This window comes from Azospirillum largimobile, from assembly GCF_977007025.2.
The window spans coordinates 1,091,629-1,114,045 of sequence record NZ_CDRMUA020000001.1 but is presented as its reverse complement, the minus strand read 5'-3'; the positions used below and the strand labels follow the sequence as shown (position 1 = coordinate 1,114,045).

The window sequence follows — 22,417 nt, the reverse complement described above, 5'->3', positions numbered from 1 at the left end:
GAATTTACTTTCTGAACTAAGCATTCTCGCGGCGCCTTCCCTCCGGCTTTCCCTTCGAGGTACGACTTATGAGCGCGACCAAGACCAAACTCGCCCCCGCCCACACCCTCTCGCGCCGCGGCGAAGGTCCCAACCCCATCGACATCCATGTCGGTGCCCGCCTGCGGCTTCGCCGCACCCTGCTTGGCCTGAGCCAGGAGAAGCTGGGCGAGGCGGTCGGGATCACCTTCCAGCAGCTGCAGAAGTACGAGCGCGGGTCGAACCGCATCAGCGCCAGCCGCCTCTACAACCTCTCCCAGGTTCTGGGCGTTCCGGTCAGCTACTTCTTCGACGACATGCCGTCTCCCGACCAGATCGCCGCCGAGGCGCCGGCCGAAAGCGCGAGCGAGACCGACGAGTTCGAATCGATGGCCCGCCGTGAAACGCTGGAACTGGTCCGTGCCTATTACCGGATCGAGGATCCGGGCGTGCGCAAGCGCACTTTCGACCTGCTGAAGGCGTTGGGCGGCGACCGCATCGCGCTGGTCGAGGAATAAGGGCCGGGCGAAGGGGAGCAGCCCGACGGAAGGCGCGCGGCGGAAGCCTGCGCCTGCACGGCAGCCCGCATCTTGAGCCCGACCTGCCAGTAGTAGAACGCGCGTCCCAACGCGTGGTCGAGCCCTGCTGTGCCGTCGAGGACGCCCAGGCGCAGCACATAGGCATGCAGGAAGGCCCAGAGCGGACGGCCCGGCAGGCGCTGAAACAATCGCTTCAGCGTCCGCCGACGCAGGACTCCGCCATCGCCCGGCTCGTCGTCGATCAACCGGTCCATCCGGCCGTCGGCACGCAAGGCCGCCTCCCAGTCGGAATAGCGGTTGTGCCGGTCGAACCAGGCGGACGGCGGCTTGGCGTCGCCATGGTCCATCGGGTGCCGCAGCCGCCCTGTCGTGCCGGCGACCAGCGGCTGGTAATGGCCTTCCACCTCCCACATGGCGGCGACATCCAGGTCCGGCAGATCGGGAAAGCGGACATGGCGGCGGTCGAGCAGGGCCAGCTTGCGGTTCCAGCAGCCGAAGCGCAGCGCGCGGCCGCGCAGGACCGGGCGGCCATCGACCCAATAGGCGGAATGGCGCGGACCGCCGGCCATCAGACCCGCGATCTCATCGACCAGCGCCGTGGTCGGCCGTTCGTCCGCATCGACGAACAGCACCCAGTCATGGGCCAGCGGCAGACTGTCCAGACACCATTGCTTCTTCTTCGGATAGCGGCCGTTCCAGCGGAAGGGCACCAGTTTTGCGCCAAGGGACCGCGCGATGTGCGGCGTTCCGTCCTCGCTGCCGCTGTCGACGACGAAGCACTCGGCAAAGCGGGTCAGCGCCGCTAGGCAAGGGACGAGGTTCGCGGCCTCGTTGCGGGTCATCACCACGACGGAAACGGGGATTGGAGTCATCGCGCCTCCTCCCCCGTGCGCCCGTCCCGAAGGGCATGGCGGGCGGATAGGCAGAAGCAGGCAGCGATCAATCCGGCCATTCCCGCCAGCGGCACGACCACCGCCGGGTTCGGCCAGTCCGGCAGGGAAGCGGCGCCGGGCGGCTGGATCATGTCGGCGGCAAAGGGCAGATCGACCCCGATCATCATCGCCACGCGCTCCTGATCCAGCAGCAGGTCGCTTAGGGCCTGCCGGTGCTCAGCCACGGTGACGGCACCCAGCCGGTCCTTGATGTGGGCGATCTGGGCGGCGCTGCGCCGTGCCGCCTCCGCCCGCAAATGGGCGTCGGTGGCCGCAGCGACGCGGCCCAGCAGGTCGAGCGCCGTGGCGCGGTCGGAATGGCGCAACGTGATCCGCCGCATCGGACCCGACCGCAGCATGTCGATCACCAGCCGGTCGCGCAGGGCCCGCGCCACCCGCTCTCCATCCGGTTCCACCCAATCCTGCCGGCCGACCAGCGAGAGCAGCGCGCGCTTCACAGTCGGAACCACTCCGGAGGGCGGGCGCCAGCTTTGCGTCTCCGCATCCCAGCGGTCGGGGAACAGGGCCTGCAGCAGCCTGGAATCGCGCGCCAGCTGCTCCGCCACCGGGCCGGAACCGAGAAGCTCCAGATAGCGGGCGAAATCCGACAGCGATTCGTCGCCGGCTCCAGGTTCGGCCATCGCGGCGGAATCGCGTCCGCTCAGCATGGGCACGCGCGCGCCCATGGCGGCGGAACCGACCCGGGCCGTAGGACCGATCACCATCGCCGCCGTATAGGCCGGCGTAACCAGCCACAGCGCGCAAACCGCAAGCGCAATGCCGCCGAAGCCGCCGGACAGGAGCCAGCGCCAGCCCTGCCGCAGCGTGCGAACAAGGCGGCGGAGATCGCCCTCCCCACCCGTCACGGGGAGCCGCAGCGTCATGGCATCGGGTTGGCCCAGCGCGCCGTCAGGCATGGGGCAACGGCCTTGTCATCATTGTCTGGGGGATTCGCTGCGCCGGCAGAAGGCCTTCGGCGATTGCGGCGAAAGCGTTGGCGGCCCGATCGGCCGTCCAGACCGCGGATTGGCCGGCGGCGCGTGCGCCTTCCGCCGCGCAACGCATCGGATCGGCGGCATAGGACCGGACTGCATCGGCGATGGCGGCACCGTCGAACGGGTCGATGACCAGTCCGCAGCCGGCAACCCGCGCGGCGGCCTCGCTGCCCCGCGGACCGAGGAACAGGCAGGGGCGGCCCGCCGCCTGGACGCCGGCCAGCTTGCTCGGCACCAGCATGCCTTCCGCCGCCGGGTGCATCGTCACGAGATGCAGGTCGGCGGCCGACAGGCTCTCCGCCAGCCGATCCGCCGGTTGCCAGGGCAGGCGCCGCAGGTTGCGCAGTCCCCGGCGTTGCGCCTCCCCCTTCACCGCCGCGAATCCCCGCCCTTCCCCGGTCAGCAGGAACAGAACACCAGGGTCGCTGTCCTGCAGCCGCGCCGCCGCCTCCAGCACGCCGTCCATCGGGTGGGCGAGGCCGAGCGTGCCGGAATAGGCGACCAGAAAGCGGCTGTCCCCGTCCACCACCCCCAGCGAACTGCGGAACCCGCCCCCCTCCTTGGGCAGAGGGTGGATGGCGGGGTCGGGCCAATTGGGCAGAAGGCTCAGCCGCTCCCCCATCACGCCCATGGCCGCGATCCGGTCGCGCATGCAGCGTCCGATCGCGACCACGCCGTCGTGACGGCGGAGGGACCGGGCCATTCCCCTCCCGGCGAGTCGGTGCAGCATCGACGGCATCCGCACCCCCAGCACCGGCAGCAGATCGGGATAGAGATCCTGGCACCAGTGCAGCGATGCCGCACCATGGCGTGCCGCCAGCATCGGCCCGGCCAGCGCCAGCATCGGCGGGTCGGTCATCGTCACCACCACGTCGTGGCGCGGCAGGCGCAGGGCGCGTCCGGTCAGACGGCACAGCGACTCGATATACGCACGGGCGTCCGGCCTCTCCCCCTCCGGCACGCTGCCGCCGGTCCGGTGGAGCGCAATGCCATCCGGGGCATCGGCCCGCGACTCCGGGCCGTCCGCGACCACCGTGACCCGCCAGCCCGCATCCGCCATGCGGGTCGCCAGATCATGGAGGCAACGCCCGGTCGCCCCGCGGTCCGGCGGAAACACCCGATTCACGAACAGAATGGAAGGTATGCCGAGCGTCACAGCGCACCAAAGCCTGAATTGCACGCGAAAGTATGCTTGTGCTCTAGGGCTTGGACAACCCTTTCCTGAGTTCGGACCCCAAAAGCATCAGCGACAGGATGACGCCGGTGTCGAGATACTTGAAGCTGGTGTGGAGGCAGAGCGCCATGAGCAGCGGCGGCACCACCGCCATGGCCAGCGGCGGATCCTCCGCCAGCAGGCGGCGCCAGGGACGAACCAGGGCGCACAGATAGGCTCCAAGCGCCAGCATGCCTGAAAGCCCGGTCTTCAACAGGCTGTAGCTGACCAGCGTGTGGGTGTAGCTGACCCGCCATCCCCCGACGGCCGGATTGGCGATGCGCGCTCCCCATCCATCGCCGAACAGCAGGGTGCAGGGCGACGAGACGGCATGGTCGATCACCACCGCCGCTTCCTCCCAACGCGTGTTCGCCCCGGTCAGCCTGGTCTTCTCCGCCACCTGTTGCCAAGCGCCGACCAGCGCATCCCCGGCGGGAAGGACGACGAAACCGGCTGCCAGCAGCAACGGCACCGCCAGCCAGGGGCGTCGCCGCACCCACCACAGGGCCACAATCGTCAGAGACAGCGCCGACAGCCCCAGGGCGGTGCGGTGGACCGCCCCAGCCAGGGCGCCGAGGCAGAGCGATCCCCCGGCGGCGCAGGCGAACGCCGCGATCCAGCGCCTGAACGATCCCCCGACCGCCACCAGCGACAGTGCCAACGCCGGCAATGCCACCGCGGCGAACAGCACCGATGGGGCATTCAGCAGATAGGCGCCCCCGTCCGCCATCGCCCGCGTGCCGACGGCACCGAATCCCCACTCCGCCTGCTTCCACCAGCGCAATGCCAGCAGAAGCCCGGCAAGCGTCAGCCCGCCGGCCAGAAGGCGCACACCCCAGGTTCCGGCGCGCCGCAAGGCGGGAACCAGCAGCACGGGCAGGAACAGATAGAACAGCGGCACCACATCGCGCAGGATGTCCGCCGCCTCCCAACCCAATGCCGCGCCGCGCAGCAGCGGCACCCACAGCAGCCAGCCCAGCGCCGCGACCGCAACGGCCATCCACGCCGCATCACCCAAGTCGTGCAGGGCGTGGCCGGTCGCGACCATCAGAGGCCGTCTCCAGCCGATGGCCAGCAGGATCAGCAGGCCGATGGCGGCCTCGCCCCAGCGCAGGGACGGCGGCGCCGGAACGCTGATGCCGCCATAGATCAGCAGCGCCGCCGCCATGGCCCACGCCGAAGTCAAGCGCAGTTCGGTCGCGGCGGTCACCGCCGCACCGGCGGTGATGCGTCGGGGCCGCTCAGGCCCAGCGCTGTTCGGCGCGGTCCAACCGGTAGAACAGCCCTTCCTGCGGACGCAGGCGCAGGGTTCCGGTGAGGGTCACCGGCTCCCGCGTGGCAGGCAGCGCGATGGAGGAGTGCACATGCATCATGGCGGCCGGACCGGGGCTTTCGCAGGCGGGACAGCCCATGGGGTTGGCGGACAGGATGAAGCGGTTGTGGGTGGTGCCGCCGGTCAACGGAACCATGAAGCCGCGGACGGTGACGGTACGGCCGTCCAGGGCAGACACCTTGACCGGAAACTGCGGATCGCCGGCCAAGCCCCCCAGCCGGACCGCGCCAAGGTCGCGCCAAAGCGCCGTGGTTTCGTCCAGCGGCAGGTGGAAGGGGCCGGCGGGGTGGTTGGGCGCATCGGGCGTGCCGGCGGCCCACACGGCCCAGCCGGCGACGGGTGCCAGCGCAAGCGGCAACAAGATCTGGCGCCGGCCGGGCATGGCCGCGCCAAGACGGGTGGCGGAGTTCATGGTCGCTTCTCCCCTGCTGCGTTGCTTCGTCACCGGGGCTGCGAAATCGGGGCGCCGTGTGCTTTGGAAGTCTTTGGGCCGGTCGCCGGGGGACAGCTTGATCCGGTGCTGGGCGCCGCCTTCTGCCGGACGGTCGCCGATTGCGCGGGAGTGTCCGGCAAGTCGAGCTTCCGGTCAACGGGCAATTCGGTGTGCTGTTGTAGGGAATTCGGTCCAGAAGGACAGGATCTCCATGTGCGGAATCAATGCATGCGGCATCACTGCAGGTTTTAAAAAAACGCAATGTGTTTGACGGAATACGGCAGTGCGCCTCATAGTCCACCGGCTGTCCCTGCCGCACTGCACACAGCCCTGAGCCAGCCGTTCCCGTAACGAGACGAGCCATGGAAACCTTCCGCTTCCAGCCAGGCGAAACGCCGGTCCTGCTCAGCATTCCGCATGTCGGGACGATGATTCCGCCGGACATCGCCACGACGATGACGGAACACGGGCAGGCACAGCCCGACGTCGATCGACACCTGGACCGGTTGTATCATTTCGCCCCGGCGCTCGGAATCGGTTTCCTGACCGCGCTGTGTTCGCGCTATGTGGTGGACCTGAACCGCGATCCCGACGGTCTCGTCGCCCAGCCTGGCCTGGACCCGACGGAGATCTGTCCGCTCACCACCTTCGACCGTGCGCCCATCTACCAAGCCGGTCAGGAACCGGAACAAGTGGAGATCGAACGGCGGGTCGGCGCCTACTGGCGCCCCTATCACGACCAGCTGCACAACGAGCTGCGCGCCCTGCGCGACCGATTCGGGGTCGCGGTCCTGTTCGACGCCCATTCCGTGCGCAGCCGGGTTCCGCGATTCTTCGACGGCACCCTGCCCGACTTCAACCTGGGGACCGGCGACGGCAGCAGTGCCGCCCAACCGCTGGTCGCGCGTCTGATGAACGTCCTTTCGGCATCGGAACGTTACTCCGCCGCGTTGAACGGCCGTATGCGCGGCGGCTTCATCATCCGCAGCTACGGCAAGCCGGAGGAGAACATCCATGCCATCCAACTGGAGCTGACCCAGTCCACCTACATGGACGAGGATGCTCCCTACCGCTTCCGCCCCGATCTGGCGGCCGAGGTGAAGCCCGGGCTGGAGCGGCTGATGAGCGCGGTCGTCGAATGGTCGTGGCAGAAGGCCACGGGCCAACGCCGCGCGGCCTATCTGTAACGAGGCTTCCCTGATAAAGAGTGGCCCTCCCCCGTCGCCGGGGAAGGGCCGAAGGACGGCCTGATCGGGGATGGATCAGATCTGGCCGCGCTCGCTCGCCTGACGCATCAGGACGTACTGGCGCATCATCTGATTGCGGAAGCGGTAGCGTTCCAGGCCCGGTTCCACCACCGGGGCCAGGACACCGCCATGGTCCTCGCGCGTCAGGCGTTTCAGCAGGTCCAGCGTCGCGGCACTCGGCAACTCGCCGCTGTCGCCCGCCAGATCGTTGGGGTCGAACACGCCATAGGCATCGGCCGGGCACAGGGCGGCGGCAAGCAGCGCGTCCTCCAGCTCCGCGCGGCGGTCGGCGGCCAGTGCGCGGGCATAGCTCTCGACGATGCCGCGCTCGGCCTCCTGCAGGCAGCGGGCGACGGCATAGGCCAGATCCGGCCGCTCCACCAACTTGCTGCCGCGGCTGACGGCGCTGCGCGCCGCGTGCAGGCCGAGCAGCTGTGCGTAGTAAGGCAGCCCGCGCACGAATTCGGCGATCCGCCGCACCACATCCGGCGCGAACTCGATCGCGGCATTCTGGGCACCGGCCTGGATCAGCCGGCCGATCTCCTGATCGGTCATCAGCGGCAGATGCACCGGCACCAGCGACCGCTGGATCGACGGATGCTTGCCCAGCAGCTGGTCCAGGTTCTCGGCGACGCCGACCACCAACAGCGTGACGGGGATCGAGCTGTCGGTGAGATTCTTGAACAGCTCCGCCAGCTTGTTGCGGAAATCCTCGTCGAGGACGCGGTCGTATTCGTCCAGGATCAACAGCACATGGGTCGCATGGATGCCCGACAGCACCTCGTTCAGCTCGGTAACGCTGAAGGTGCCGTCCGGCAGCAGCTCGTTCAGGCTGGCGAAGTTGCGCCGGGCCGCGAACGGGTTGTCGAGCGCGGACCGGTAGTAGGTGGAGGGGATTTTCTTCAGGAAGTGCCTGAAGATGTCCTCGAAGCTCAGTTCGCCGCTGCAGGTCAGCTTCAGCGACAGATAGCCGGCCTGCCCGGCGATCTTCTCGATCGCGTTGGCGACGGAGGTCTTGCCGCGGCCTCGGTCGCCATACAGGATGACGTGCGCCCGCTCCTCCTCGATCGCTGAAATGATGCGGCGAAGCGTGTCGTTGCGGCCAATGAACAAGCCGTTCAGCTGCTGCTTCGGCCGCGTCGGGGTGAAGGCTTCGCGCAGCAGGCCGTTCAGCTCCGGCGTCAGCCCCTTCAGCATCGCTGGCGCGTTGGCGCCCATGCCGCCGCGATAGCCGCCGTTGACCGACATGGTGAAGCGCGGCAGATCGTGCTCGCTCTCCGCCTCGCGCCCTCCGGGCTGTGGGAACATGTGGCCGCGACGGTCGCTGGTGGCGTCGTTGTCGATCACGTCGGGAAGACGCGGCGCGGCGGGACCGCGCATCGCCTCGAACCCGCTCCGACCTTGTCCCCCATCGACCGGACGCAGGAGCGTCCCGCCGGGCCGGGAGAATCCGGGTGCATTGGGGAAGTTGCCGGCGGCAGGTCCAGGGCCTGAGATCCCCGGCCCCGACATACCCGGTCCGGCCATGCCCATTCCATTGCCTGTGAGCCCGTTGCCGGTAAGGCCGCCACCAAGTCCGCTACCGCCGAGACCCGCTCCGCCAGCCGCCGGCATCCGTTCGTCCGCCACAGCGGCCGAACGACGCTTCCGAAAGAAATTCCGCATCCGTCCCAATCCCCACGCGTTGTCGGCGTTCGCGGAACCGTTCCCCTTTCGGCTTCTCTGTCGGGCCAGGAACGGTTCCGCGTGTTCCCGATGTAAGCGCTGCGCCGGCCGGGGTGGGCTGGGATTTCGGATATAATACCGACGCGGCATCCCTCGTTCGGGGACCTCTTCCGAAGGGGCAGGCGCCCCGACGCCATAGGCCTGCTCAGCCGATCAGAATCGGCCCGACCGTTGCCCAGCCATAGAGCACGGCGAGGAACAGGGCGAGGGTCATGCATTCACGCAGGAAAGCCAGAACCGACATGCCAACCTCCATTGTTCGTGTCTTGTTCCGGTATAGCTACCAGAACAGACGTGGAACGGCAACTTCGCAGTTCTTCCTATGTTCCTGTTATGGGCGCGGGTGTTCCCTCCCGGACACAGATCGAACGGGTAGGTGGGTATAAGATTACGTGTCGGACGTTCGATAATTTCGGGCCGAAACTCAGGCTGGATCGGCGTCGTCGTAGCGGATCAGGTCGGTCCAGGCGCGCTCCAGCCGCCGCAGGGTGCGGTAGGTGGTCTCGAAATCGGCGCCGTCGCTGTCGCTGCGCAACAGGCTGTCGGCCCGGGCCGTTTCCAGCTTCTTCAACGCCTCGCAGGTGGCCAGCCCCTGTTCGGACAGCTTGAGCCGCGCGGCCCGCCGGTCGCGCAGGGACGGGCTGCGGTCGACATACCCGGCTTCCACAAGGTGCTTCAGATTGTAGGAGGCGTTGGAGCCCAGGTAATAGCCACGCTCCAGCAGATCGCGGACCGACAGTTCCTCGGTGCCGATGTGCAGCAGCATCAGGGCCTGGGTCGGGCTGAGGTCGGTCACGCCGATCCGGGCCAGTTCCATCCGAAGCACGTCGAGGAAGCGCCGGGTGATGCTTTCCATGACGCGGCCAAGGTCGGTGTAGACCGCGGGGGCCGCCACGCTCTGCTGCATGCTCATCGTTCCTGTGCCAGTGGCTTTTCAGCCGTTGTCCGGTCGCCGCGGCACCGCCGCGCTTGCGAACCGGCGGACCGGGGAAGCGGTGCCGAAGCCCCCTTCCCGCGGTCGTTTCTTAATGGCCTGTGACGATGGGCGGATTTTGATGCGAATTGGAGGGACAAACTTGAGACGTGGGGGCTTTCCTGCCCCTCGACCGCCCCTTTACATGGTGCCCGGGTAGGCTCCGCCGTCCAAAAGGATGTTCTGGCCGGTCATGAAACCGGAACTCGCAGCGCAGAGGAAGGCGCAGGCGGCCCCGAATTCCTCCGGATCACCGAATCGACCGGCGGGATTTCCCTTGCGGCGCAGGTCCATCTCTTCGTCGATGCTGCGACCGGCGGCCTTGGCTCCGCCTTCCATAGTCTTGCGCAGGCGGTCGGTCTCGAATGGGCCGGGCAGCAGATTGTTGATGGTGACGTTGTGCTTCACCGTCTGGCGCGACAGTCCGGCAACGAATCCGGTCAAGCCGCTGCGCGCACCGTTCGACAGACCGAGAATCGGAATCGGTGCCCGCACCGCGGCCGAGGTGATGTTGACGATCCGGCCGAACCGGCGGGCGATCATCCCGTCCACCGTCGCCTTGATGAGGAAGATCGGCGCCAGCATGTTGGCGTCCAACGCGCGGATCCAGTCCTCGCGGTCCCAGTCGTGGAAATCGCCGGGCGGCGGCCCGCCAGCATTGTTGACCAGGATGTCCGGCTCCGGACAGGCGGCGAGTGCCGCGGCCCGTCCCTCTTCCGTCGTGATGTCGCCGGCAGCGGTGGTGACGGTGGCGCCGGTCGCGCCGGTCGCCTTGCGGATCTCCTCCGCCGTCGCCTCCAGCGCATCGGCGTTGCGGGCGGTCAGGGTGACATGCACGCCTTCGCGGGCCAGCGCGAAGGCGCAGGCACGGCCCAGCCCCTTGCTGGCGGCGCAGACGATGGCGCGGCGGCCGGCGATACCCAGGTCCATGCTCGTCCCTTCCTTATGTTCTTAGCGTGTCGTTTTGGAACCGGATCGTTGCGGTTCCGTCCGTTGCAGTTCCGAAAGGACCTCGCGCGCCAACGGCACGGTCACGCCGCGATGGGCTGCGAGCGATGCGTGGTCCAGTGCAGCGACCAGCCGGCGGGCGAAGTCCAGCGACCGTTCCATCCGCGCCAGCAGGTAGGTGATGACCTCCAGCCCCGGCCGCAATTGCCGGTCGGCGAACAGCTTCACCAACACGGCGGCCAGCAACGCGTCGTCGGGCGGACGAACCTCGACCGCCGGCGCCCCCTTGATGCGGGACCGCAGATCGGCCAGCCGCGTGCGCCAGCGCGACGGCGCCTTGCGCGACAGCAGCAGAAGGTGGCCCTGCTGCTCGCGGGCGAGATTGTAGAGGTGGAACAGCGCCTCTTCCCGCTCGGGCCTGCCGGACACCGCATCGGCATCCTCGACCACCACGGCGTTTGTGGGCGCCAGCAGCCCTGGCACCACGCCCGAGTCGAGCATATCGCCCCTGGTGATGACGGCATGGCTGCGGGCGCGCCAGACCTGGGACAGATGGGTCTTGCCGCAGCCGGCCGGCCCGAACACGGTCAGCGCCGGAGCGGGCCAGGACGGCCAGCGGTCGAGCCAGGCCACCGCGTCGGCATTGCTGGACGCCACGAGGAAGTCCTCGCAGCCCATCGCCGTCCGATGCCCGAGGTCGAGCGGTATCTGCGCCGGCAAGCTCATGCGGACACACCCATCAGCGTTCCGCGTCGATGCCGCGGTAGTACGGGCTTGAGAGATACTGTCGCAACGCGAAGCGGGTCAACACGCCGATCACCGCAGCCACCGGAACCGCCAGCAGCACGCCGACGAATCCGAACAGGCTGCCGCCGGCCAGCAGGGCGAACATCACCCAGACCGCATGCAGCCCGACCTTGTCGCCGACCAGCTTCGGCGTCAGGACATTGCCCTCCACCGCCTGCCCGAACAGGAAGATGCCCACCACGACGGCGACCCGCCAAAGCTCGTCGAACTGCAGCAGGGCAAGCCCGGTGCTCGCGACGAAGCCGAACAGGCTGCCGACATAGGGAATGAAGGACAGGATCCCGGCCATCAGGCCGATCACCAGCCCGAAATCCAGCCCCGCCGCCGACAGCGCCAGCGCGTAGAAGACGCCCAGCACGAGGCAGACCATCGCCTGCCCGCGCACGAAGCCGGACAGGGTCACGTTCACCTCGCGCGCCTGCTCGCGCACCGTCTCGGCGTGCTGGCGAGGGAGCCACGAATCGACCTTCCCCACCATCACGTCCCAGTCGCGCATCAGATAGAAGGCGACGATGGGGGTGATGAACATCAGGGTCACGATGTCGAACACGGCAACGCCGCCGGACAGGATGCGGCTGACGATGCGACCGACCATCCCCGCCACCTCGCCGGCATAATTACCGGCGGCGGCGCGCAGCCGCTCCACATCGTCGGCAGGAAGCCGATGGATGAAGCGGTCGAGCGCCGGGATCAGCCGCTCCTTCACCAGCGTGGCGTAGGTCGGCAGCACCTCCAGCAGGTGGGAGATCTGCCCCTGCACCAGCGGCACCAGAAGAAGCGCCATCAGCACCAGGACCAGCAGGAATCCCAGCAGCACCAGCGTGGTGCCGAGCCAGCGCGGCAGCCGCGCCCGCTCCAGCCGGTCGACCAGCGGGTCGAGCAGATAGGCGATGGCCAGCCCCACCACGAAGGGCAGCAGCATGTCGGCCAGCAGCCACAGCGCAAGGACGAACAGTCCGAGCCCGATCAGCCAGAAACGGAGCTGCTTGGCCGACGTCACGGAACGCCGCCGAGCCGGTTGAACAGCAGGGCACCGCGCCGTGCGTACAGCAGTCCGGACAACACCGTGGTCACCGTGCAGGCGTACACCAGCACGTCTACCAGCTCCCACCCGTACAGATGGATTTCCGGCAGGCCCAGCGCCGGCGGCGCCAGCACCGCGGCGGCAAGCGCGATCTGCACCACCGTGTTCACCTTGCTGACGTAGAGCGGCTGCATCGCCAAGGTCTCCTTCAGCGTGAACAGAAGGATGACGCCGCCGATGATCATGATGTCGCGGAAGATCACCATCATCGCCAGCCACAGCGGGATCGATCCGACCCAGGCCAGCGCAACGTACACGCCGACGATCAGCGCCTTGTCGGCCAGCGGATCGAGGTAGCCGCCCAACACCGTACGCGCCCGGAACATGCGGGCGATGGCGCCGTCCAGCGCATCGGACAGGCCGGCGGCGACGAAGAGGGCGAAGGCCCACTCCATCTTGCCGGTCAGGATCATGTACATCGCGGCCGGAACCGCCACGATGCGCAGGAAGGTGATGATGTTCGGAACGCTCACGGCGCGCTCTTGGCCGGCAGCGTTCCCAGATTGCGCGGCGGAGCGCCCAGCGTGCCGCCGGCATCGAGCGGCGCCGATGGCGCCAGCGACGTCGGCGAGGCCGGGACTGGAGATGCGGCCGGCGAAGCGGAGGACGGAACGGCCCCGGCCGACGCGGCTCCCGACCCGCGCGGCAGCAGCGTCAGCTGCCAATCGGCGGAGGGAACCGGCAGCGGCGCAGCGGGATAGGCGGCCGGAGACGCCGCGGCCGTGCGCGCAAGGCCCAGATCCTGGCGGGCAAGCGCCTGGGCCAGTTGGTCGGGATCGCCGCGATGGGTCAGGGTGATCAGCGCCTCGCTGCGGCTGATCGACATGAGGTTGGTCCGGGTCACCGCATTGACGGAGGAAAGGCGCTTGCGCGTTTCCACCCAGTCGTTCACCGCCGACAGCGGAATGCGGACCAGGGTGTTGTGCTCCGGGCCGGTCGCCGTGGTGTGCTCGCGCCGCCAGGAGTCGTCCAGCTGGGTGCCGACCGCGGCGACCGCGCGGGTCAGCACGTCGTCGGCGCTGCTGCCGCCCTTCACCTGCACGACCTGATTGTCGCGCGTGCCGTCTAGCCCGTAGCGGGTGACGTCCACCGTCATGCCGCGCGCCGGATCCGGGCCGTTGGCCGGCAGATCGGTGCGGGCGACGACGACCCCGCCGGCCTTGTAGGCCTGGGCGATGCGGCCCAGCGCCTCGGCATTGCCGGCGATGGCGTCCTCGCCGCTGATCGCCTGCGCGTCTGTCAGTTCGCCGTCCGGCACGACCAGCGGCACCAGGGACGCGGCGGGCTGCCGCGCTTCCCATGCCGCGCGCCAGGGGGTGCGGTCCTGCCAAAGGATGGTGCGCCCTTCGGTCTGGGTCACCGGCAGGATGACGAAGGGACGCGACGGCGGCTCGACATACTGGGTGGCGCCGCCGCTCTGGCCGAGCGCGTCGCGCACCGCATTGGGGCGGAACCGCACGGTGATGGCGCCGACATAGCGGCTGGCCGACACCTTTTCCTCGTCGATCTCGAAGCCCTGGACCAGCCTGGCGATCTCGTTGTCCGACAGGCGCGGCGGGGTGCCGCCGGGGACGAGGCGGCGATAGAGCTCCGCCCAGGCCTTGGCCTGCGCCTCTCGGATCGCCTGGTCGCGGACCGTGGTCGGATTGCTGCCGTTGATGTCGACCCGGACGCCCGACACCGCGAACGGGTCGGAGGCGGACGGCATGGCGGCAGAGGCGGCGGCAGAGGCGGCGGCCGGCGGCGGGGAACCGGTCTGCGCACCCGCCGGCCCGGTCATGGTCAGGACCAGAGCGGTGGACATGGCAGCAAGACCGGCGAGGAGCGGCGCGCGGCGGCGGTGGAGCATTGCAAAGCCTTCCGATTCGAGTATGTTCGGCCCGAGCCCAAGGCCCGGTATATAGCTCAGCCCAAGCGAGGATACCATCAGCACCCAGTCCTATAACATGTCCGACGCCTACAAGCAGGCCGGTGTGGACATCGATGCGGGCAACGCGCTTGTCGAAGCGATCAAGCCCCTTGCCCGCTCCACCGCGCGTTCCGGCTCCGACGCGGGCCTGGGCGGCTTCGGCGCCCTGTTCGACCTGCGCGCCGCCGGCTACCAGGATCCGCTCCTGGTCGCGACGACCGACGGCGTCGGCACCAAGCTGAAGGTGGCGATTCTCGCCAACCGCCACGACACCGTCGGTATCGACCTCGTCGCCATGTGCGTCAACGATCTGGTGGTCCAGGGCGCGGAGCCGCTGCTGTTCCTGGATTACTACGCCACCGGCAAGCTCGACGTGGCTGCCGGACGCGACATCGTCGCCGGCATCGCCGAAGGCTGCCGTCAGGCCGGCTGCGCGCTGGTCGGCGGCGAGACCGCCGAAATGCCGGGCATGTATTCCGAAGGTGATTACGACCTCGCAGGATTCTCCGTCGGTGCCGTGGAACGCCAGCACGCCCTGACCGGTTCCACCGTCCAGGCGGGCGACGTGGTTCTCGGCCTCGCGTCCACCGGCGTGCATTCCAACGGCTATTCGCTGGTGCGCAAGCTGGTGGAGAAGTCGGGACTCGGCTATGACGCCGCCTGCCCGTGGGACGAGTCGAAGTCGCTGGGCGAGGCTCTGCTGACGCCAACCCGCATCTATGTGAAGAGCACGCTGAAGGCGGTGCGCGCCGGCACGGTCCGTGCCATGGCCCACATCACCGGCGGCGGCCTGATCGAGAACATTCCGCGCGTCCTCCCCGACGGGCTGGGTGTGGTGCTCGACGCCTCGACCTGGGCGCTGCCCCCCGTCTTCTCCTGGCTGATGAAGACCGGCGGCATCGCTCCCTACGAGATGGCGCGCACCTTCAACGTCGGCCTCGGCATGGTCGTGGTGGTTCCCGCCGACAAGGCGAACGAGGCCATCGACATCCTGCGCGAGGGCGGCGAGACGGTCTACACCGTCGGCACCGTCACCGCGCTGAAGGACGGCGACGCCCGCGTGACCGTCGATGGCATGGACGCGGCCTGGACCGCGTAAGGGACGCCCAAGGATAGGTTCGATGAGCAAGTTGAAGCTCGGCGTCCTGATCTCGGGGCGCGGCAGCAATCTGCAGGCGTTGATCGACGCCTGCGCCGCGCCCGATTTCCCGGCCGAGATCGCGCTGGTGCTGTCCAACAAGGCCGATGCCTTCGGCCTGGAACGTGCCTCCGCGGCCGGGATCGCCACCGCGGTGGTCAGCCACCGCGACTATCCCGGCGACAAGCCGGCCTTCGAGGCGGCGATGGACGCCCAACTGCGGCAGGCCGGCGTCGAGTTGGTCTGCCTCGCCGGCTTCATGCGGCTGCTGTCGCCCTGGTTCGTCGGGCGCTGGCAGGATGCGCTCATCAACATCCACCCGTCCCTGCTGCCCTCCTTCAAGGGCCTGGATACCCATGAGCGGGCGCTGGCCACCGGCGTCCGTTTCCATGGCTGCACCGTCCATCATGTCCGCCCGGCGATGGACGATGGTCCGATCATCGCGCAGGCCGCCGTTCCGGTCCTGCCCGGCGATGATGCCCATCGTCTGGCCGACCGGGTGCTGGAGGCGGAGCACAAGCTCTATCCCCATGCCGTCCGCCTGATCGCGGAGGGTCGCGCCCGCGTCGACGGCGATCTGGTGCGGATCGACGGGCCGCTGCCTGAACTGGCGACCGTTCTCAACCCGCCCCTTTAGGCGGGTTCTTCCTTCCGGCCCCTACCCTTCCGGCATAGTTGACGGTTCCGCTCGGAATCTGTTGCGTTTCCGTACGCCTGCGTCAGAATTGCGGGCAAAAGAAACTGTTGGAGGGTTGATCGATATGGCGGCCGTGAGTCCCAACCCGGTCAGTGAAGAGACCGTACGTACCCATCAGGCGACCTGGATCGCCTTCACCAAATTCATGAAGCTCAGCATCGCGGGCGTCATCGCGGTGCTGGTTCTGCTGGCGATCTTCACGCTGTAAAGGCGGAAGGCCGGAACGCGCATTCGTTTCCATCCATCCTTCCCCGCCCGGCGTCTGCCGGTGCCGGGGAAGGATCGGGAGGAAGGTCCTACGACAACGGGTCGGGGCCGGTTACTGCGCCAGAACCAGTTCGCCGTGCTTGGTGCAGCCGGCCTCGGCCAGTTCCACGAATCGCTCGGTCACCTGATCGGGCTGGGTGATCTTCGTCGGATCCTCACCCGGGAAGGCCTGGGTGCGCAGCTTGGTCGCGACCACGCCCGGATCGATCAGGTTGACACGCACGCTGGAACTGGCGACTTCCATCGCATAGGTCTTGACGATCATCTCCAGCGCCGCCTTGCTGGCGCCGTAGGGCATCCAGTAATGGTGCGGGGCCTTGGCCGCGGCAGAGGTGACGAAGACGGCGCGGCCGGTGCCGGACGCGCGCAGCAGCGGATCCATCGAGCGGATCAGGCGATAGTTCGCCGTCACATTCAGGTCCATCACCCGCGACCACAGCTTCGGATCATACTGTGCGACCGGGCCCAGCGCCTCCAGCGCGCCCGCATTGCCGACGACCACGTCCAGCTTGCCGAACCGCTCATACAGCGCGTGGCCGAGCTGGTCGATCTTGTCGTAGTCGCGCAGGTCCATCGGCACCAGGGTCGCCGACTGGCCGGAGATCTTCTGGATGGCGTCGTCGGTCTCCTCCAGCCCGCCGACGGTGCGGGCGACCAGGACCAGATGGGCGCCTTCGGCGGCAAAGCGCTTGGCGACGGCGGCGCCGATGCCGCGCGATGCGCCGGTGACGAGGGCGATGCGGCCGGAGAGACGGGACATGGGGACGACTCGTTTCCTGGGATTATTGTTCGTTCACATACGAAAAACCCTCCCCCGTTGCGGGGGGAGGGTTTTGGGGTCAGGCGCGGACGGCGACGTTCGCCTCGACGGGCGGATTTTCCAGCGCGTCGGTCAGCGGGATCGGGTAATCGCCGGTAAAGCAGGCGTCGCAGTATCCGAGCTTTGCCGGATCGCGCTTCTCATCGCCCATCGCCCGATAAAGGCCGTCGAGCGAGATGAAGGCGAGGCTGTCGGCCTGGATGAACTCGCGCATCTGCTCCACCGTCATGCGGTGGGCCAGCAGCTTGCCTTGTTCCGGCGTGTCGATGCCGTAGAAGCAGGGGTGCGAGGTCGGCGGGCTGGAGATGCGCATGTGCACCTCGGCGGCACCGGCGGCACGCACCATCTCGACGATCTTCTTCGACGTGGTGCCGCGGACGATCGAGTCGTCCACCAGCACGACGCGCTTGCCTACGATCATCGCGCGGTTGGCGTTGTGCTTCAGCTTCACGCCCAGATGGCGGATCTGGTCGGTCGGCTCGATGAAGGTGCGGCCGACATAGTGGTTGCGGATGATGCCGAGGTCGAAGGGCACGCCGGCTTCCTGGGCATAGCCCAGCGCCGCGGGCACGCCGCTGTCGGGGACCGGCACGATCACGTCGGCGGGGACACCGGCCTCGCGGGCCAGCTCACGGCCGATGCGCTGGCGCGCCTCGTAGACGGAGGTGCCCTCCATCACGCTGTCGGGACGGGCGAAATAGATGTACTCGAAGATGCACAGGCGGCGCTGCTGCGGTTGGAACGGGCGCAGGCTGTGCACGCCGCCGGCGTCGATGACGATCATCTCGCCCGGCTCGACGTCGCGGACATATTCGGCACCGACGATGTCGAAGGCGCAGGTCTCGCTCGCCAGGATGTGGGTGTCGCCCAGCTTGCCCAGCACCAGCGGACGGACGCCGAGAGCGTCACGCACGCCGATCACTTCCTTGGAGGTCAGCGCCACCAGGGAGAAGGCACCCTCGACCTGCCGGACCGCCTCGATCAGGCGATCCACCGGCGAGCCGCCGCGGGCCGTCGCCATCAGGTGGACGATCACCTCGGTGTCGGTGGAGGACTGGAACAGGCAGCCACGACGGACCAGCTGGCGGCGCAGGGTCTGCGCGTTGGTCAGGTTGCCGTTGTGGGCCAACGCGAAGCCGCCGAACTCGAAATCGGCATAAAGCGGCTGGACGTTGCGGATCGAGGTGTCGCCGGTGGTGGCGTAACGCACGTGGCCGATGGCGCTGGCGCCCTTCAGCTTGGCGATGATCGCCTCAGAGCTGAAATGGTCGCCGACCAGGCCCAGCGTGTGCTGCAGGTGGAAGCGGCCGCCGTCGAAGCTGACGATGCCCGCCGCCTCCTGCCCGCGGTGCTGCAGGGCATGCAGGCCCAGCGCCGTGATGGCGCCCGCCTGCGGGTTGCCGTAGATGCCGAACACGCCGCACTCTTCGCGCAGCTTGTCGTCGTCGAACGGATGCGTCGTCAGCATCACCAGAAGTCCTTCGTCCAAGAGGCGCCGGGGGCGCGTCAGCACATGCAACGGAAAGAAACGGTCCACAAACGTCGATAGCGCCGAAACCGAGCGGTCAAGCTCAGCGGGCGTTGTTCTGCATCAGCCTTTCAAGGTCGGCGCGGTCGCGGTCCTTATAACCGGTATCGGGTGCCGGTGCACCCCCGGTCTTCGCGGGGCTGGGTACCGGCGTCGACAGGCGGTCGAGCGCCTGCTTGGCCTCCATCGCCTGACGTGCGCGGTCGCGCGCCATGTCCATCTGGCCGAGCCCTTCCCTGCGCAGGTTCTCCGGAACGAAGGCGTAGAGAGTCTCCGCCCCCTTTGCGAGGAATGGACGTGTCTTCGCCTCCTGCAGCCAGACCGGCTGTTCCGCCGGGTTGGGCACCAGCCACAGGAAGAACAGGTAGGCGATCGACACCAGCACGCCGCCCTTCACCAAACCGAAGACGAAGCCCAGCGTGCGGTCCAGCGCCGACAGGGCCGAGGCCTGCACCCCGCGCGACAGGCTGCGGCCCAACAGGGACAGCACGATCAGCGCGATGATGAACACCCCGACCGCGGAAGCGGCGTAGGCCAGCATCTCGAACCGGATATAGATCTGCGCGTAGGGAAGGACATGGGGCAGCGCGTAGAGCGTGATCACCGCGGCGCCGGCCCAGGCGGCGACCGACACCACTTCGGCCACCATGCCGCGGCTGAAGGCGAGAAGCGCCGACAGAAGCAGGACGGCGATGACGACGATGTCCACCGGATTGACGGGAAGGTTGTCCATTGCCCTGTGCCGATAATTGAGATGCCGATTGAGGGGTGGCGTCAGATGAATTCGTCGTCGCGCCAGCGGCGCGTGTCGTTGTCGTCATGGCCGCGTCGCGAGGGCGGACGGCCGGAGGAGCCCTGCGCCTGGAACAGCGGCATCAGCTCGCCCAACTGCTGGAGTTCGACCGTCTTGAGGCCGTTGTCGCCGCGGCTGCCCTTCTTGCCGGTCCGTCTCGCCGGGAAGATGGCGGAGGAGAAGCCGAGCTTCGCCGCCTCCTTCAGCCTCGTGTCGCTCTGGCCGACGGCGCGGACCTCGCCCGACAGGCCGATCTCGCCGAACACCACCGCGTCGGCCGGAACCGGCTCCCCGGTCAGCGACGAGACGAGGGCCGCGGCAACCGCAAGGTCGGCGGCCGGTTCGGTGATGCGCAGGCCGCCGGCCACGTTCAGATAGACGTCGTTGGCGCCGATCTGCACGCCGCAACGGGCCTCCAGCACCGCCAGGACCATGGCAAGGCGGGCCGAGTCCCAGCCGACCACCGCCCGGCGCGGCGTGCCGAGCGGCGACGGGGCGACCAGCGCCTGCACTTCGACCAGGACGGGGCGGGTGCCCTCCATCCCGGCGAAGACGGCGGCGCCGGATACGTCGCCGCGCCGCTCGGCCAGGAACAGGGCCGACGGGTTGGCGACCTCGCCGAGGCCAGCGTCGCCCATCTCGAACACGCCGATCTCGTCGGTCGGGCCGAAGCGGTTCTTCACCGCGCGCAGGATGCGGAACTGGTGGCCGCGCTCGCCTTCGAAATAGAGGACGGTGTCCACCATGTGCTCCAGCACGCGGGGACCGGCGATCATGCCTTCCTTGGTCACATGGCCGACCAGCAGCAGGACGACGCCGCGCCGCTTGGCGACGCGGATCAGTTCCTGCGCGCTGGCGCGCACCTGGGCAACGGTGCCGGGGGCGCTGTCCAGATTGTCCATATACATGGTCTGGATCGAATCGATGACGATCACCTCCGGCCCCTTGGCGTCGTCCAGCGAGGCGACGATGTCGCGCACGCTGGTGGCCGAGGCCAGATCCACCGGAGCCGACGCGCAGCCCAGGCGCTGGGCGCGCAACCGCACCTGATCCACCGCCTCCTCGCCCGAGACGTAGGCGCAGCGGTGGTCCTGCGACAGCCGGGCCATCGCCTGGAGCAGAAGGGTCGATTTGCCGATGCCGGGATCGCCCCCGATCAGGATGGCCGAACCGGGAACCAACCCGCCGCCGCACACGCGGTCGAATTCGGCGATGCCGGTCATGCGCCGCGGCGGCGCCTCGCTGTTGCCATGAAGGCCGACGAAGTCGATGCGGCGGCCACGGGCTGACCCGAGCCCCTTGGGCGCACTATCGGGTGCGGCCTCCTCGACGAGGCTGTTCCATTCGCCGCAAGCGTCGCACTTGCCCGCCCATTTGGGGAAGGAGGCACCGCAAGCCTGGCAGACATATCGGGTGGTGGGCTTCGCCAAAGGTCTGGTAGTCCGATGGGGATAAGGCCCGCCACATATAGCAAGCCGTTCCGCCGAATCCTACGCTTGCAGGGGTGGAATGCAGGGGCTTTTTTCAGACCGGGGGCGTGATAGCTTGTTGCGCGGCTTGCGGATGGGCGCAGCGGCTGAAAGACCAGAGGATTTACGTGACGGATGACGGTTTGATGGATAAGGAAGGCAAGCGGATCGTGCTGCACGGTCCGGAGGGATTCGCGGCATTGCGCAAGGCCTGCCGGCTGGCGGCCGAGACGCTGGACTACATCACGCCCTTCGTGGTGCCGGGCGTCAGCACCGGCCGGCTCGACAAGCTGATCGAAGAGTTCCAGCGCGACCACGGCGGCATTCCGGCGACGTTGGGCTACCATGGCTATCCGGCCAGCAGCTGCATCTCGCCAAACCACATCGTCAACCACGGCATCCCCAGCGACGACAAGAAGCTGGTGGAGGGCGACATCGTCAACATCGACGTCACCGTGATCCTGGACGGCTGGTACGGCGACAGCAGCCGCATGTACTTCGTCGGCGAGAAGATCGGCGTCAAGGCGCGCAAGCTGGTCGACCTGACCTATCGCTGCATGATGGCCGGCATCGCCCAGGCCAAGCCGGGCAACCATCTGGGCGACATCGGCCATGCCATCCAGACGATGGCCGAGGCGGCGCGTTGCTCCGTCGTCCGCGACTTCGGCGGGCACGGCATCGGGCAGGTCTTCCACGACGCGCCGCATGTGGACCATTTCGGCAAGCCCGGCACCGGCGTGGAGCTGCGCCCCGGCATGGTCTTCACGGTTGAACCGATGATCAACGCCGGCCGGCATGAGGTGAAGATCCTGTCCGACGGCTGGACGACGGTCACCCGCGACCGTTCGCTGTCGGCGCAGTTCGAGCACCAGATCGGCATCACCGAGGACGGCTGCGAGATCTTCACGCTTTCCCCCGCCGGCTACACCCAGCCTCCCTATGGGAACGCCGCATGAGTGACGAACAGAAGCCTTGGGAGGTGCTGGGCAGCCGCGACCTGCTGGACGCCAGCCCCTATCTGAAGGTGCGGGCGGAGACCGTCCAGTTGCCGGATGGGCGGACGGTCGAGAATTTCTACCAGCTCGACCAGCCCGACTTCGCGCTGATGTATGTCGAGACCGCGGATGGCCGGGTGGTGATGCTGCGCACCTACAAGCATGGTGCCCGCCGCGTCAGCCTGACCTTCCCGGCCGGCGCCATCGAACCCGGCGAGGATCCGCTGGCCGCCGCCAAGCGCGAGCTGCTGGAGGAGACCGGCTATGCCGCCGACGATTGGACGGCGCTCGGCGGTTTCGTGGTCGGAGCCAACTCGAAGGGCAGCACCTGCCACATGTTCCACGCCAAGGACGCCCGCAAGGTGGCGGAGCCTGACAACGGCGACCTCGAGGACATGCGGATCGAACTGCACAGCACCCGCGACCTGATCGACGCGGCGGCGCGCGGCGACTATGCCGTACTACCGGTGATCGCCATGCTGGGAGCGATGCTGATGCCGGAGTTGCGCGAGGGGCTGGGCATGGCGGCACGGACGCGGTCGGTGTAAAATGAC

Annotated in this window: 23 protein-coding genes; 7 read left to right on the top strand and 16 right to left on the bottom strand. The window is 68.2% G+C overall.

Going from position 1 to position 22,417, the window contains the following annotated elements; all coding sequences use genetic code 11:
* Positions 1-68: 68 nt before the first annotated feature.
* Entirely contained in the window at positions 69-536 is a 468-nt protein-coding gene (locus ACWPKK_RS05165) for a helix-turn-helix domain-containing protein (RefSeq protein ID WP_149223499.1), read from the top strand.
* Here ACWPKK_RS05165 and ACWPKK_RS05160 read toward each other — a convergent pair.
* The 5 genes from ACWPKK_RS05160 to ACWPKK_RS05140 all read right to left on the bottom strand — a co-directional run bounded on the left by ACWPKK_RS05160 (position 446) and on the right by ACWPKK_RS05140 (position 5,442).
* Positions 446-1,429, bottom strand: coding sequence for a glycosyltransferase family 2 protein (locus ACWPKK_RS05160; RefSeq protein WP_452001498.1), 984 nt, complete (start codon positions 1,427-1,429; stop codon positions 446-448). The two genes, ACWPKK_RS05165 and ACWPKK_RS05160, sit on opposite strands and share 91 nt — an antisense overlap.
* Positions 1,426-2,406 (bottom strand): hypothetical protein, encoded by a 981-nt coding sequence (locus ACWPKK_RS05155; protein ID WP_452001496.1) that lies wholly within the window; start codon positions 2,404-2,406, stop codon positions 1,426-1,428. The genes ACWPKK_RS05160 and ACWPKK_RS05155 overlap by 4 nt, the downstream gene beginning before the upstream one ends.
* Entirely contained in the window at positions 2,399-3,610 is a 1,212-nt protein-coding gene (locus ACWPKK_RS05150) for a glycosyltransferase family 4 protein (protein WP_452001495.1), read from the bottom strand. Before ACWPKK_RS05150 ends, ACWPKK_RS05155 begins: the two co-directional genes overlap by 8 nt.
* 73 nt (positions 3,611-3,683) lie before the next feature.
* Positions 3,684-4,907 (bottom strand): hypothetical protein, encoded by a 1,224-nt coding sequence (locus ACWPKK_RS05145; protein WP_452001493.1) that lies wholly within the window; start codon positions 4,905-4,907, stop codon positions 3,684-3,686.
* Positions 4,908-4,938: 31 nt separating this feature from the next.
* Complete coding sequence (locus ACWPKK_RS05140; RefSeq protein ID WP_324871391.1) at positions 4,939-5,442, bottom strand: hypothetical protein; 504 nt, start codon at positions 5,440-5,442, stop codon at positions 4,939-4,941.
* A gap of 383 nt (positions 5,443-5,825) precedes the next feature.
* On the opposite strand from ACWPKK_RS05140, the gene hutG reads away from it, so the two are divergent.
* Positions 5,826-6,650: an N-formylglutamate deformylase gene (gene hutG / locus ACWPKK_RS05135; protein ID WP_452001492.1), complete on the top strand. Its 825-nt coding sequence runs from the start codon at positions 5,826-5,828 to the stop codon at positions 6,648-6,650.
* A 75-nt stretch (positions 6,651-6,725) separates the two neighbouring features.
* Here the strand turns inward: hutG and ACWPKK_RS05130 are convergent, their stop codons facing one another.
* The 7 genes from ACWPKK_RS05130 to ACWPKK_RS05100 form a co-directional block, all read right to left on the bottom strand.
* Positions 6,726-8,090, bottom strand: a complete 1,365-nt coding sequence (locus tag ACWPKK_RS05130; protein WP_324871389.1) for an ATP-binding protein — start codon at positions 8,088-8,090, stop codon at positions 6,726-6,728.
* 769 nt (positions 8,091-8,859) lie between these two features.
* Positions 8,860-9,342, bottom strand: a complete 483-nt coding sequence (locus ACWPKK_RS05125; protein ID WP_324871388.1) for a MarR family winged helix-turn-helix transcriptional regulator — start codon at positions 9,340-9,342, stop codon at positions 8,860-8,862.
* Between the two features lie 207 nt (positions 9,343-9,549).
* Positions 9,550-10,338: an SDR family oxidoreductase gene (locus tag ACWPKK_RS05120; protein WP_452001490.1), complete on the bottom strand. Its 789-nt coding sequence runs from the start codon at positions 10,336-10,338 to the stop codon at positions 9,550-9,552.
* A 21-nt stretch (positions 10,339-10,359) separates the two neighbouring features.
* Positions 10,360-11,082: an HdaA/DnaA family protein gene (locus ACWPKK_RS05115; protein ID WP_452001488.1), complete on the bottom strand. Its 723-nt coding sequence runs from the start codon at positions 11,080-11,082 to the stop codon at positions 10,360-10,362.
* A gap of 13 nt (positions 11,083-11,095) precedes the next feature.
* Positions 11,096-12,163, bottom strand: coding sequence for an AI-2E family transporter (locus tag ACWPKK_RS05110; RefSeq protein ID WP_324871385.1), 1,068 nt, complete (start codon positions 12,161-12,163; stop codon positions 11,096-11,098).
* Complete coding sequence (locus tag ACWPKK_RS05105) at positions 12,160-12,720, bottom strand: CDP-alcohol phosphatidyltransferase family protein (RefSeq protein ID WP_324871384.1); 561 nt, start codon at positions 12,718-12,720, stop codon at positions 12,160-12,162. The genes ACWPKK_RS05110 and ACWPKK_RS05105 overlap by 4 nt, the downstream gene beginning before the upstream one ends.
* Positions 12,717-14,096: a DUF2066 domain-containing protein gene (locus ACWPKK_RS05100; protein WP_452001486.1), complete on the bottom strand. Its 1,380-nt coding sequence runs from the start codon at positions 14,094-14,096 to the stop codon at positions 12,717-12,719. Before ACWPKK_RS05100 ends, ACWPKK_RS05105 begins: the two co-directional genes overlap by 4 nt.
* Before the next feature lie 97 nt (positions 14,097-14,193).
* Here ACWPKK_RS05100 and purM point away from each other — a divergent pair, with 97 nt between their 5' ends.
* From purM to ACWPKK_RS05085, 3 genes are all read left to right on the top strand, one after another.
* Positions 14,194-15,255, top strand: coding sequence for a phosphoribosylformylglycinamidine cyclo-ligase (gene purM, locus ACWPKK_RS05095; RefSeq protein ID WP_452001485.1), 1,062 nt, complete (start codon positions 14,194-14,196; stop codon positions 15,253-15,255).
* A 22-nt stretch (positions 15,256-15,277) separates the two neighbouring features.
* Positions 15,278-15,931: a phosphoribosylglycinamide formyltransferase gene (purN, locus tag ACWPKK_RS05090; protein ID WP_452001483.1), complete on the top strand. Its 654-nt coding sequence runs from the start codon at positions 15,278-15,280 to the stop codon at positions 15,929-15,931.
* A gap of 124 nt (positions 15,932-16,055) precedes the next feature.
* A complete protein-coding gene (locus tag ACWPKK_RS05085; RefSeq protein WP_324871380.1) occupies positions 16,056-16,199 on the top strand; it encodes a hypothetical protein in 144 nt (47 codons plus the stop codon).
* A gap of 111 nt (positions 16,200-16,310) precedes the next feature.
* Here the strand turns inward: ACWPKK_RS05085 and ACWPKK_RS05080 are convergent, their stop codons facing one another.
* From ACWPKK_RS05080 to radA, 4 genes are all read right to left on the bottom strand, one after another.
* On the bottom strand, positions 16,311-17,018 hold the full coding sequence (locus ACWPKK_RS05080; protein WP_452001481.1) for an SDR family NAD(P)-dependent oxidoreductase: 708 nt from the start codon (positions 17,016-17,018) through the stop codon (positions 16,311-16,313).
* Positions 17,019-17,097: 79 nt separating this feature from the next.
* On the bottom strand, positions 17,098-18,546 hold the full coding sequence (gene purF / locus ACWPKK_RS05075; RefSeq protein WP_452001479.1) for an amidophosphoribosyltransferase: 1,449 nt from the start codon (positions 18,544-18,546) through the stop codon (positions 17,098-17,100).
* Between the two features lie 103 nt (positions 18,547-18,649).
* Positions 18,650-19,339 carry a CvpA family protein gene (locus ACWPKK_RS05070; protein WP_324871377.1) on the bottom strand — a complete coding sequence of 230 codons (690 nt, stop codon included), beginning with the start codon at positions 19,337-19,339 and terminating at the stop codon, positions 18,650-18,652.
* A gap of 41 nt (positions 19,340-19,380) precedes the next feature.
* Positions 19,381-20,829, bottom strand: a complete 1,449-nt coding sequence (radA, locus tag ACWPKK_RS05065; protein WP_324871376.1) for a DNA repair protein RadA — start codon at positions 20,827-20,829, stop codon at positions 19,381-19,383.
* Between the two features lie 185 nt (positions 20,830-21,014).
* On the opposite strand from radA, the gene map reads away from it, so the two are divergent.
* The gene (gene map, locus ACWPKK_RS05060; protein WP_452001477.1) at positions 21,015-21,824 is read left to right on the top strand and encodes a type I methionyl aminopeptidase; all 810 of its coding nucleotides are present in this window, start codon (positions 21,015-21,017) and stop codon (positions 21,822-21,824) included.
* Entirely contained in the window at positions 21,821-22,411 is a 591-nt protein-coding gene (locus tag ACWPKK_RS05055; protein ID WP_452001476.1) for an NUDIX domain-containing protein, read from the top strand. The genes map and ACWPKK_RS05055 overlap by 4 nt, the downstream gene beginning before the upstream one ends.
* The last annotated feature ends 6 nt before the right edge of the window (positions 22,412-22,417 follow it).

Coding starts and splice junctions, on each gene's coding strand:
- ACWPKK_RS05165 (WP_149223499.1), top strand. CDS start 69: ATGAGCGCGACCAAGACCAAACTCGCCCCCGCCCACACCCTCTCGCGC.
- ACWPKK_RS05160 (WP_452001498.1), bottom strand. CDS start 1,429: ATGACTCCAATCCCCGTTTCCGTCGTGGTGATGACCCGCAACGAGGCC.
- ACWPKK_RS05155 (WP_452001496.1), bottom strand. CDS start 2,406: ATGCCTGACGGCGCGCTGGGCCAACCCGATGCCATGACGCTGCGGCTC.
- ACWPKK_RS05140 (WP_324871391.1), bottom strand. CDS start 5,442: ATGAACTCCGCCACCCGTCTTGGCGCGGCCATGCCCGGCCGGCGCCAG.
- hutG (WP_452001492.1), top strand. CDS start 5,826: ATGGAAACCTTCCGCTTCCAGCCAGGCGAAACGCCGGTCCTGCTCAGC.
- ACWPKK_RS05130 (WP_324871389.1), bottom strand. CDS start 8,090: ATGCGCGGTCCCGCCGCGCCGCGTCTTCCCGACGTGATCGACAACGAC.
- ACWPKK_RS05125 (WP_324871388.1), bottom strand. CDS start 9,342: ATGCAGCAGAGCGTGGCGGCCCCCGCGGTCTACACCGACCTTGGCCGC.
- ACWPKK_RS05120 (WP_452001490.1), bottom strand. CDS start 10,338: ATGGACCTGGGTATCGCCGGCCGCCGCGCCATCGTCTGCGCCGCCAGC.
- ACWPKK_RS05115 (WP_452001488.1), bottom strand. CDS start 11,082: ATGAGCTTGCCGGCGCAGATACCGCTCGACCTCGGGCATCGGACGGCG.
- ACWPKK_RS05100 (WP_452001486.1), bottom strand. CDS start 14,096: ATGCTCCACCGCCGCCGCGCGCCGCTCCTCGCCGGTCTTGCTGCCATG.
- purM (WP_452001485.1), top strand. CDS start 14,194: ATGTCCGACGCCTACAAGCAGGCCGGTGTGGACATCGATGCGGGCAAC.
- purN (WP_452001483.1), top strand. CDS start 15,278: ATGAGCAAGTTGAAGCTCGGCGTCCTGATCTCGGGGCGCGGCAGCAAT.
- ACWPKK_RS05085 (WP_324871380.1), top strand. CDS start 16,056: ATGGCGGCCGTGAGTCCCAACCCGGTCAGTGAAGAGACCGTACGTACC.
- ACWPKK_RS05080 (WP_452001481.1), bottom strand. CDS start 17,018: ATGTCCCGTCTCTCCGGCCGCATCGCCCTCGTCACCGGCGCATCGCGC.
- purF (WP_452001479.1), bottom strand. CDS start 18,546: ATGCTGACGACGCATCCGTTCGACGACGACAAGCTGCGCGAAGAGTGC.
- ACWPKK_RS05070 (WP_324871377.1), bottom strand. CDS start 19,339: ATGGACAACCTTCCCGTCAATCCGGTGGACATCGTCGTCATCGCCGTC.
- map (WP_452001477.1), top strand. CDS start 21,015: ATGGATAAGGAAGGCAAGCGGATCGTGCTGCACGGTCCGGAGGGATTC.
- ACWPKK_RS05055 (WP_452001476.1), top strand. CDS start 21,821: ATGAGTGACGAACAGAAGCCTTGGGAGGTGCTGGGCAGCCGCGACCTG.